This window comes from Streptomyces aurantiacus (genome assembly GCF_001418335.1).
Classification (GTDB): Bacteria; Actinomycetota; Actinomycetes; order Streptomycetales; family Streptomycetaceae; genus Streptomyces; species Streptomyces aurantiacus.
The window spans coordinates 1-10,333 of the sequence record NZ_LIPP01000072.1 but is presented as its reverse complement, the minus strand read 5'-3'; the positions used below and the strand labels follow the sequence as shown (position 1 = coordinate 10,333).

Sequence of the window (10,333 nt, the reverse complement as noted above, 5' to 3'; positions counted from 1 at the left end):
CTCACGTTCTCCTGTGACGCGTGTGGCGTGCGCCACGCGCCGCCGGGTCCGAGCCCGCCCCCCGGCGGGGTGCCCGGTCGCGGGCCCCCTCGATAATCGAGCCTGTGACCGATCTTGAAACGCCTGTCACGCCGGCCCGCCCGGGGCCGTCCTGGCGCCGTGCCGTGCCCGCGCTGCTCGGGTACGCGGCGGTGCGCGCGCTGGGCCTGGTGACGCTCGCGGTGTGGAGCGCCGCCCGGGACAAGAGCGCGCACCAACTGCTCTCGGCCCGCTGGGACTCCCTCTGGTACACCAGGGTCGCCGAGCTCGGCTACGGCTATGAGGTGCGCCTGCCAGGCGGCGACGTGCACTCGAACCTGGCCTTCTTCCCGCTGCTGCCCTGGCTGGAGCGGGCGGTGTCGGCGGTGTCCCCTCTGTCGTACGCCGACGCGGGCCTGCTGGTGAGCGCGGTCGCCTCGCTCGCGGCGGCCTGGGGGATCTTCGCGGTCGCGGACCACGTGTACGGGCACCGGGCCGGGATCTGCGCCGTGCTCCTGTGGGCCGTCCTGCCCGTCGGGATCGTGCAGTCGATGGCGTACAGCGAATCGCTGTTCACCGCGCTCGCGGCCTGGTCGCTGTACGCGGTCCTGACCGGTCGCTGGCTGACCGCGGGCCTGCTCGCCTCGCTGGCCGGCCTGACCCGGCCGGTCGGCGCGGCGGTCGTGGCGGCCGTATGGGTGACGGCCCTCGCCTCTTTCGTACGGGAACGGAGCACGTTCGTACGGGAACGGAGCACGCCGGCGAAGGACGGCGCGCCCGGGTGGCGGCGCGCCCTGGGGATGCTGATCGCGCCCCTGGGCGCGGCCGGCTACGTCCTGTGGGTCGGCCGTCGCACGGGCCGGGGCCCGCTGGGCTATCTCGACGTCCAGGCGGGCTGGCGCAACGGCTTCGACGGCGGGTACGCGTTCGCCCGGTTCGTCGCCGACAAGTTCACCTCGTTCCCGTCGGCCCTGGCCGGGCTCGGCCTGCTCGTCGGGGTCGGTCTCCTCGTTCGGCTGTACGTGACCGGCGTACGGCAGCGGCAGCCGTTGCCGCTCCTGGTGTACGCGGGGGTCGTCACCGTCCTCGCGCTGTGCGCGTCGAGCTACTTCGGCTCGAAACCACGCCTACTGATGCCCGCCTTCCCCCTCCTTCTGCCCCTCGCCCGGGCCCTCGCCGGACTGCGAACGTCCAGGTCGGTGTGGGTGCTGGGCGGTGTGGCGGTGGCGTCGGCGGCGTACGGCGCGTTCTGGCTGAACGGCTCGGGTCCGCCGTGATCACACAGGGTGGCCGGTGAGCGTCGGGAGAAGGACACGCAAGCATTCGGTGAACGCATTTGAAAGCGCCATAAAACTCCGCTCCGAAGTGATCAATCGAATTGAAGGAAGAGCGGACGGGGGATTCCGTAATCCACGGCGATAAACCCCCTTCTGAGAGAGATCCCACATCACATCGTCATCACAAAGAGGGTGCTTCGGCCTGGAACACACCTCACTCGCTGTAACGTCGATTGAGTGCGTACCGAACGAAAGCTGACTCGTCTGGACCGGGTCTTCGCCCGGCTGGACCGTGAGCCGGAACGACCGGCCCATATCGACGTGCCCAGGATGAGCCGGCACCGAGTGGTCCTCTTCGCGTCCACGCTCGCCTTCTACGCGGCCATCGTGTGGGCCGTCGTGATCACCTCGTGGCTGGTCCGGTTCGACTGGCAGGTCATGTTCTTCCGGCCGTACCAGCAGTGGCCGGAGATCCACGCGTTCCTCGACTACTACGTGGTGCTCGGCCAGCGCGGCCCCACCGCCGTGATGATCGCGGCGTGGCTGGGCTGGCGCTCCTGGCGGCAGCACACCCTGCGCCCGCTGCTCACGCTGGGCGCCTCGCTGCTGCTGCTGAACGCCACGGTGGGTGCCGCCAAGTTCGGCATGGGCCGTCTCGGTCCGCACTACGCGACCAACGTCGGCTCGAACGAGATGTGGCTCGGCGGCGACATATTCCCTTCGGGCCACACCGCCAACGCCGTGGTGACCTGGGGCATCCTCGCCTATCTGGCCTCGACGCCGTGGGCCCGCCGCTGGCTGTCGGCGCTCTCCGCCGTGGTCTCCCTCGGCGTCGGCCTGACCACCGTCTACCTCGGTACGCACTGGCTGAGCGATGTGGTCCTCGGCTGGGCCGCGGGCCTGCTGATCCTGCTCGCGCTGCCCTGGGTCGAGCCGCTGATCGCGCGTGCCGAGGCCGGCATCTTCGACCTGCGCGACGCCTGGCGCAACCGCCGTCGCGGCACGGTCCCGACGCCGACGCCGGCCGCCCCGGTGGGTGTGCCCGCGGCGCTCGCCCCGATCGGCGGCGACTCCGCCGACGAGCAGCAGCCCGTGGTGCGCGAGCCGGTGGCCGCCTCCCGACCGCCCCGGGCGCCGGGGTATCTGGCCCCGGGCCCGCATCTGACCCGCTCGGAGCGCACCCCGGTGACGCCGATCGGCAGCCGCCGGCCGCCGCAGACGGACCGAGTGACACGCGGCACGGCGTCTCCGCGCCCGGTGGCGGGCGGCTGACCACGAGCCGCTGGGCGCGGGGCCGGTACGCACGCCGATCCCCGCCGCCCGCAGACGCTCGTCCGCCCGCCGGTGGGGGCTTGTCGCGCAGTTCCCCGCGCCCCTAGAAGCGGGGCTGCGCCCCGGCTTTTTTCTTGGTGGCGCGGGGAACTGCGCGCTCAGCCCCCACCGGCCCGCACCCTGCCCACGAGCGAACTCATCCCTTCCAGCAACGCGTCACCCGGCCGTCGGTGACCTCGAAGTTCAGCCGCCCCACGCGGTACTCCATGGTGATGATCGCGCCCGGCGGCAGCGACCGCACGGCCGACCAGCCGCGTTCGCGGGCCTGCCGCTCGGCGCCGCTCGCCTCCAGTCCGACGTACGCGTCCGGTGTGTCGGCGGGTTCTGCGGGTGGAGTGGGAATCGGTGCCATGCCGCCACGTTAGGCGCCGCGATACGGACGGGGAACCCCGGAGCCCGCCACCATCCGTCACCGGTACCTCTCCGGTCACACTTCTGTCACAGGACAACGACACGCGATTCGGCCTCGGTCACATCGACTTCCGCGCGGCGGGCCTTCACACGTACGGGCGCTTCCATACGGGTCCGGTACGATTCCGGCCCGCCTTCGAACCTAATTCCGAGACCCCCGGGACTATCTTCACCACGGCCGGAAATACCCGCCCGGAAAACCGGACTCCGAGCCTGATTTCGCGCCTTTCCTTTCCCGATTACGCGGCGCCTGACGGAAGTTGACCCGTCACAGGACACCGGCCCGCACCCGTCACGATCGGTCGAGGCGATCGGCCGGGGCTAGGGAGTCACCGCTGTGACGGCCACCGTCAGGTCGTTGTCGTTCGTGTAGTACGGCCCGGCCTCCACCGTGCCGTCCCGGGTCTCCAGCGTGACCTTCGGGTACGTGAAGATGGGCTTCTTGTCGGCGATGTCGTCGAGCAGCCGTGCGATCCGTACCCGCGGCCCGCTCTCCCCCGCCGGGCGCAGCCACAGCTCCCACACCCCCTCGGGCAGCCGGGCGTAGGCCACGGTGAAGTGGAAGCCCGCCTCGTCCCGGTGGACCTCGGCCCTCGGCAGGGGCCCGGTCTCCGTGCGGCCGGCCAGTTCGACGTACGCGTCCGGGGTGAGCGCGACCCCGAACACCTGGCCCCGGACGCCCAGCTCGTCCTTCCCTATGTGCAGTTCGCCCGCCTCCGCGTGCGGGGCGCGCAGCCAGCTGCGAACGGAGAGGTTGCCGTGCTTGGTCGCGTACGGGATGCGGACGGCGACATGGCCGCGGGCTCCGCTCGGTACCCGGTCGACGAGCGAGCGCAGGTCGTTGAGGCCGGGCGTCAGGCGCTGCGGCTCGCCGTCGGCGGTCTGCGCGTAGGCGTCCCAGCGGCCCTCGGGCAGTTCGACGCCGCTGGGCAGCGCGGCGCGCAGCCGGCCGTCGGCGGCCGGGGCGAGCGGCAGCCGGACCTCCTGGCGGCCGTCGCGGTGCCGCAGTACGAGATGGGTGTCGCCGGAGTCGCCCGGCTCGGTCATGTCGAAGGTGAGCCCGCCCGCGGAGTCGGCGATGCAGTCGGCTCGCGGCGGCATGGCGGCGTCCTCCTCCTCGGTGGGCTGGGACGCGGTCTGCGGAGCCAGTGTCATCATGCGGAACGCTCCTTGCCGAGTGCGGCCAGTCCGGCGTTCCGAACGGCGTACGCGCTGCCGAGCAGCGCTCCCCTGGTGCGGTGCAGTGAGCCGCGCATCCGGCCGATCCCCGAGGAACCGCCGCGCGAGACGAGACCGCTGAAGATCGACTCGTAGCGCTCGGCGATCCGGGCCGGGTCGAAGCGCTCGGAGTCCTTGAGCGCCGCGCCCGCCATCTGCCGGCGCAACGTGTCGTCGTTGATGAGTTCGAGCAGGCCCTCGGCGATGGCCTTGACGTTTCCGACCTGTACGAGGCGTCCGTCCACGCCGTTGTCGATGATCTCCCCGGGGCCGTGCGGGCAGTCGGTGGAGACGACGGGCAGGCCGCAGCGCATGGCCTCGACGATGGTCATGCCGAAGGACTCCATGCTGGAGGTGACCGCGGCGATGGAGCCCTTGGCCCACTCCGGCTCGATGGGGTTGGCCGGTCCCATCAGCAGCACGTGGTTGTAGAGGCCCAGTTCGTCGATGAGGTGACGCAGTTTGTCCTTCTGCTTTCCGCTGCCGTAGATCCTCAGCCGCCAGTCGGGCCGCTGGTCGCGCACCAGGTCGAAGGCCCTGATCAGCAGGTCGTACCGCTTGACCGGGGCGAGCCGGCCGGCCGCGACGACCCACTTGGCGGAGCCGTCCGCGGGCTCCACGCCGGGCGTGGGCACGGAGTTGGGCACGGCCTCGACGTGCACGCCGGGCAGCCGCATCTTCGTGCGGTACGCGCGGGCGTCCGCTTCCGTGGTCGTGGCGACGGCGTCGAGCCGGGGGTAGGCGCCGCGCAGTTCCGTGCGCAGCCCTACGGAGTGGCTGTCGAGGGTGAGGTGCTCCTGCCCGACGCGGACCGGGCCGCGTCTGGTCTCCCGGGCAAGATGCACGTTCAGACCCGGCCGGGTGCCTACGACGACGTCGGCCTCGACCGTCGAGAGGTGCTCCGCGATACGGCGGTCGGTCAGGGCGCTGTACTGGTCGTAGCGGATCTCCCCTCTCGGGAAGACCCGGGCCGGTTTCAGATGTTCGGGGTCGTCGCCCTCGTATCCGGGGCCGTTCTTGCGTATGTCGACGAGGTGTCGCACGCGCACGCGCGGGTTCCGTGCGAAGACCGGCTCCTCGCGGTGGCGGAGGACGGAGACGATCTCGACGTCGTGCTGCTCGGCGAGGGTGTTCGCAAGGTTGTACGTCGTCCGGATCGTCCCACCGATTCCGTACGCGTTGTGTATCAGGAAAGAAATCTGCATGCGTCCCCGTATCTCCGGCTCATCCAGCTACCAGAGGGTTAGACCGGGGACTTGGTGGGATGGTTGGGCTCACTTACCATTCTGTTCCCGAACAGTTGCGCTATCGATAGCCGGATGTGGGAACCTTTTGAGGCCTGTACGCATCCCTGTACGCATCAGGGCTTGTAGGGGAGTTGCGGGACGTCGTAGCACTCGCTGTTCATGTCCCCCTGGCTCACCCAGCCGCGGGCATCCTCCCAGCGCGCCACCGACAGGCATGTCCTGCGCGTCCTCGGCGGCTCGGGCAGCTGCTCGAAGCGGACCGGCAGCAGCAGACCGCCGGCGGTGTACGGCTTCCCCGCCGCCATGAAACGGTCGACGCACGCGCGCGTGACGCCCTCCTCGGCACAGGACCTGGCCGCGTCCGTGAACCACATCGCGGCGGCCCAGCCCTCCACCTGCCACTGGGAGCGGGTCTTCAAAGCCTTCGTGCCGTCCCGGAACTCCCGTACGGCGTCGTGGCCGGTGTCCTCGTAGTTGCGGCTCGCGCCCGTCGCCCACAGGGCGTTGCGGCAGCGCGGCGCGTCCTTGTAGTCCTCGCGGACGGTGGACGTCCAGTTCTGCACGTTGGTCACCTTGGCGAGGACCTCGGCGCCGACGTCGTCCATCGCCTCGCACAGCCGGGCGTTGCCGTAGCTGTCGATGGCGTCGAAGACCAGGTCGGCGCCCTGCTCCTCGATGTCGGCCGCCGCCGCGCGGAAGTTGGGCAGCGCGAAGTCGACCTGCTCGGTGATCACCTCGTAGCCCTCGGCGCGCAGGCCCCGGGTGACGAGCCGGGCGTACGCCGCCGAAGCGGACTGGTTGTACGAGACGACGGCCGCCGTACGGGCGCCCCGCTCCCGCTTGAAGTAGCGGTAGGTCTCGGTGCCGCCGTACAGCTCACCGTCCCAGCCGGGCTTTCCGTCGCGCGGGGCGAGGCTGCCGTAGATCCCGTAGAGATGCGGGTAGGTGTCGTAGGCCGCGCCGATCGGCTGGCCGCCGATGTCGGGCACGCGCGCGTGGGACACCCGGGAGGCGCCCGCGTAGTCGAGGGCGGCCGTGGCGACGAGGGCCACCACCTCGTCCTCGTCGACGAGCCGGTGCACGCACTCGTTGTTGCCGACGCCGCTGCCGCCGTCGTCGCAACGGCGGACCTCGACCCTGCGCCCGTCGATGCCGCCGCGCGCGTTCAGGGCGTCGAAGTAGGCCTTCGCGCCGTCGCGCGGACCGGTGAAGGCGTTGCCGCCGACCGGACTGGTGGCGCTCGTGACGATGCCCACGCGGATCGGCTCCGCGGCGGTGCGGGTGGCCGTCCGGTCGGGCCCGTCCCCGAAGTCGCTCTCCGGGAGGCGGCTGCCGCAGGCCGTGGCCACCAGGAGCAGCAGGCCCACGACAGCGGATTCAGCAGCCCGGACCCGGCGACGCATTGCCGCTCAGACCGACGAGCCCGCACAGCGTCTTGACGGACACCTTCCAGGTGCCGTCCTGTTCGACGGAGGTCCCGGCGGCGTCCGGCATGACCGTGGCGCCCTTCAGGGTGAGCGTGTACGTGACGTCCGCGTCGGTCGGCGAGGTGAAGGCGACCTTCTCGACCGTCGCCTCCACCTGCCCGCCGCGTTCGTCGCCGCCGAAGCTCTTCAGGACCTGGCCCATCGCGTCGCCGTTCTGCAGGACGGCCTGTTTGTCCTTCGTGGGGACCGCCGGGTCGAAGAACTGCTTCCAGTTCTCCTTGATCTCCTTCTCGGCCGCCGCCGGGTCGTCCGGAGCGCTCGGACTCGGCTCGGTCGGCCTGGGCAGCTTCACGGAGGGCGAGGGCGGACTCGTATCGTCTCCGCCGCTGTCGTCGCCGCAGGCCGTGAGGGCCGGGGCGAGGACGAGGACGAGCACCACCAGCACCGCCGGCGCCCGGCCTGCCGCCCGCCTGAGATCGCTCCCGAGAACCATCTGGCTCACCACCGGGGTGTCGGTCCGGGCGGCGCGCGCCCGGAGCTTTCAGGGTCGGCCTGCAGAAGGCATAGTGCAGGTCCATCGGCGGACTTGGAAGACAGTCAGACACATGACATGGGAGCGCCCATGCGGACAACTCGACTGCGGACCGTGCACCCCGTCCTCTGGGCCGGGTGGGCCGCGCTCGCCGCGGGCGCGGTGCTGTGCGTCCTCGGCTGGTACGGGATCTCCGGCGAGCGCTACGCGGAACGGCAGTTGCCGTACCTCGCGTCCTGCACGGTGCCGGGAGCGGCCCTGATCGTCGCCGCCGCGGTCCTCCTCGCCCACGGCAGGAACGCCCTCGCGGGGGCCCGCGTGGAGGAGTTGTACGGGCTCCTGGTGGCGGCAGGCCCGGCCGACGCCTACGGGGCCGGACAGCCGGCCGCCGCGCCCGTGGCCGTCAGCGGGGACCTGCTGATGGTGCCGGGCGGCACCCTGTGGCACCGCGCGGACTGCCCGCTCGTCGCCGGGAAGCCCGAGGCCCTGCCCGTCGACTCCCGGGTCCTGGCGGGCGGGGACCTCGCCCCCTGCCCGATCTGTGAGCCCACCGCCTCGGACGGCCGGCCGTCCGAGGCGGCCGGCTGATGGCGTCGCTGACGTACGACCTCACCCTCGCCGGTCTCTCCGTGGGCAGCGCGGCGGCGCTCACCGGGATCGGGCTCGTCGTCACCCACCGGGCGACCGGAGTGCTCAACTTCGCGCACGGCGCCGTCGCGATGGTCTGCGCCTACCTGCTGCGGCAGCTCACCGTCGAGTGGGACTGGCCGCTCGCGCTCGCCGCGCCGCTCACCCTGCTCGTGGTGGCCCCGGCGATCGGTGTGGCGCTTGAACGGTTCGTCTTCCGGCCCCTGTCCGTCCTCGGCGGTGACCCCGCGCAGACCCTCGTCGCGTCCATCGGCGTGTTCGTCCTGCTCGTCGGCGGGGCGGCGCTCGTGTGGGGCCCCGGCGCACGCCCGGACGCGCCGACGCTCGTCCCGGCGGAGCCCTGGGGCCAGTTGGCGGTGGTGCTCGTCCTGGCCGCGGGCGTGGGCGCGGTGGTCCGCCGGACCCGTTTCGGCCGGGAGCTGCGGGCCGTCGTCGACGACCGTTCGCTCGCCGCGCTGGGCGGCGTCGACGCGGACCGGGTGGCCGCGGCGGGCTGGGCGTTCGGCTCGTTCACCGCGGGTCTGACGGGGATACTGCTGGCCCCGTACGTACGACTCGACCCGTACGGCATGCCGTTGCTCGTGATGGAGGTGGTGGCGGTCGCGGTGGCCGCCCGGATGCGCAGCCTGCCGGTGGCCGTCGTGGTCGCTCTGGGCATCGGGATCGCCCAGAGCCAGCTGACCCGGCTGCACCCCGGGGGCCGGCTGGAACCGCTCCTCCAGGCGGTGGGCGCGAACCTCTTCGTCGTCGCCCTGCTCGTCGCGGCCCTGGTGCTGCCGGGCATCGGCACCCGGGACGCCCTCCCGCGCACGGCGACGGCCCGGGTGGCGACCCCGCCGGGCGCGTGGATCGTCGCGGTGGTCCTGTTCCTGCTGCCCCTGGGCTTCGCGGGCTCCGACCTGCACACGTCCGTCCAGGTGCCCGCCCTGGGCGTCGTCCTCCTGTCCCTCGTCGTCGTGACCGGCCGCGGCGGTCAGATCTCGCTGGGTCAGGCCGCGTACGCGGGTCTCGGCGCCCTCTTCACCGCACTGCTGGCGGCGGGCCGCTTCCCGGGCCTGCCCGCGCTCCCGGAGCTGGCAGCGCTCCTGGTCGCCGTGGTGCTGGTGGCCCCGCTGGGGCTGCTGACCGGCTGGCCCGCCATCCGCCGCCACGGCCTGGCCCTCGCCCTGGCGACCTTCGCGGTGGGCGTCGGCGTCAGCCGCTTCGTCCTCACCCAGCCGTACGCGACGTCGGGCCTGACGCTGGGCCGCCCGGCGGGGTTCGAGGACGACCGCGCGTACTACGTACTCGAACTGCCGCTGCTCGCGGGCGCGTTACTGGCCGCCCACGCGCTGCGCCGGGGCCGTACGGGCCGGGCCCTGGCCGCGCTGCGGGACCACGAGGCGGGCGCGTCGGCGGCGGGCGTCCGCGTCCCGGTGCTCAAGCTGACGGCCTTCGTGGCGGGCGCCGCCCTGGCCGCGCTGGGCGGCGGCATGCTCGGCATGGGCCTGCGTGCCTTCGACCCGGCGGCGTACGACCCGGTCCGCGGCCTGCTGTGGTTCGCCGCGATCGTGGTGCTGGGCGCCGACAGCGTCCTCGGCGCGCTGCTCGCGGCGGCGCTCCTGGTCGGCCTGGACGCGGGCACCCGGGGCGGCGTCGCGGCGGCCTCGATCGGCCTCCTGGCGATCCTCGTGGGCCGCTTCCCCGGCGGCCCGTACGCGGCCCTGCGACGGGCGACCGAGCGCCTCCGACCACGCAAGAGCGCGAGGTTGACCCCGCTGGGCACCGAGGTGGGACGAAAACTGCGGGCGACACTCCGAGACTCCGGCACGCCTCGGGCGAGGGCCGCAGCGGCGGGGATGACGGCTGCGGGGGCGACCGCGGCGGCGGGGAGTTCCCCGGGTCCGTACACGGGACGGCTCCTCAGCGGCGGGCGTCCACTGATGAGGCGTCCGACGCCACCGCCCGCGTCCGACACCGACGGGCCCGATACCGACAGGTCCGGCACCCCATGGACACCCGGCCCGCCGGGACGCACCGGCACTGGACGGGGCACGGCTCCCGGCCCACCGCCACCCGTGCCCGGCGGGCGTCCGCCGGTGAGGCGTCCCGCGCCACCGCCTTCGTCCGACCCCGCCGGGCACGGTACCGACAGGTCCGGCACCCCGTGGACGCCCGCCACGGCGGGGCGCACCGGCACTGGACGGGGCACGGCTCCCGGCCCACCGCCACCCGTGCCCGGCG

The 10,333-nt window shown here is 72.7% G+C and carries 9 protein-coding genes; 4 read left to right on the top strand and 5 right to left on the bottom strand.

The genetic code is table 11. The features are described from left to right. Nucleotides 1–104: 104 nt before the first annotated feature. Together AOK01_RS11130 and AOK01_RS11125 are read left to right on the top strand one after the other, a co-directional pair. Nucleotides 105–1,295 carry a glycosyltransferase family 39 protein gene (locus tag AOK01_RS11130; protein WP_055510800.1) on the top strand — a complete coding sequence of 397 codons (1,191 nt, stop codon included), beginning with the start codon at nt 105–107 and terminating at the stop codon, nt 1,293–1,295. A gap of 237 nt (nt 1,296–1,532) precedes the next feature. Beyond that, nucleotides 1,533–2,567 (top strand): phosphatase PAP2 family protein, encoded by a 1,035-nt coding sequence (locus tag AOK01_RS11125; protein ID WP_055510799.1) that lies wholly within the window; start codon nt 1,533–1,535, stop codon nt 2,565–2,567. A gap of 196 nt (nt 2,568–2,763) precedes the next feature. Here the strand turns inward: AOK01_RS11125 and AOK01_RS11120 are convergent, their stop codons facing one another. The 5 genes from AOK01_RS11120 to AOK01_RS11100 all read right to left on the bottom strand — a co-directional run bounded on the left by AOK01_RS11120 (nt 2,764) and on the right by AOK01_RS11100 (nt 7,423). Continuing rightward, nucleotides 2,764–2,979, bottom strand: coding sequence for an I78 family peptidase inhibitor (locus AOK01_RS11120; protein WP_055510798.1), 216 nt, complete (start codon nt 2,977–2,979; stop codon nt 2,764–2,766). A 380-nt stretch (nt 2,980–3,359) separates the two neighbouring features. Continuing rightward, nucleotides 3,360–4,196 (bottom strand): hypothetical protein, encoded by an 837-nt coding sequence (locus tag AOK01_RS11115; RefSeq protein WP_055510797.1) that lies wholly within the window; start codon nt 4,194–4,196, stop codon nt 3,360–3,362. Beyond that, complete coding sequence (locus tag AOK01_RS11110) at nt 4,193–5,461, bottom strand: glycosyltransferase family 4 protein (RefSeq protein WP_055510796.1); 1,269 nt, start codon at nt 5,459–5,461, stop codon at nt 4,193–4,195. Before AOK01_RS11110 ends, AOK01_RS11115 begins: the two co-directional genes overlap by 4 nt. 155 nt (nt 5,462–5,616) lie before the next feature. Further along, on the bottom strand, nt 5,617–6,906 hold the full coding sequence (locus AOK01_RS11105) for an ABC transporter substrate-binding protein (protein WP_055510795.1): 1,290 nt from the start codon (nt 6,904–6,906) through the stop codon (nt 5,617–5,619). Further along, entirely contained in the window at nt 6,881–7,423 is a 543-nt protein-coding gene (locus tag AOK01_RS11100) for an MTB12 C-terminal domain-containing protein (protein ID WP_055510801.1), read from the bottom strand. The genes AOK01_RS11105 and AOK01_RS11100 overlap by 26 nt, the downstream gene beginning before the upstream one ends. 129 nt (nt 7,424–7,552) lie before the next feature. Here AOK01_RS11100 and AOK01_RS11095 point away from each other — a divergent pair, with 129 nt between their 5' ends. Beyond that, complete coding sequence (locus tag AOK01_RS11095; protein ID WP_055510794.1) at nt 7,553–8,050, top strand: hypothetical protein; 498 nt, start codon at nt 7,553–7,555, stop codon at nt 8,048–8,050. Further along, nucleotides 8,050–10,333, top strand: a 2,284-nt coding sequence (locus AOK01_RS11090) for an ABC transporter permease subunit (protein ID WP_055510793.1), incomplete at its 3' end; no start/stop codon positions are given. The genes AOK01_RS11095 and AOK01_RS11090, both read left to right, overlap by 1 nt.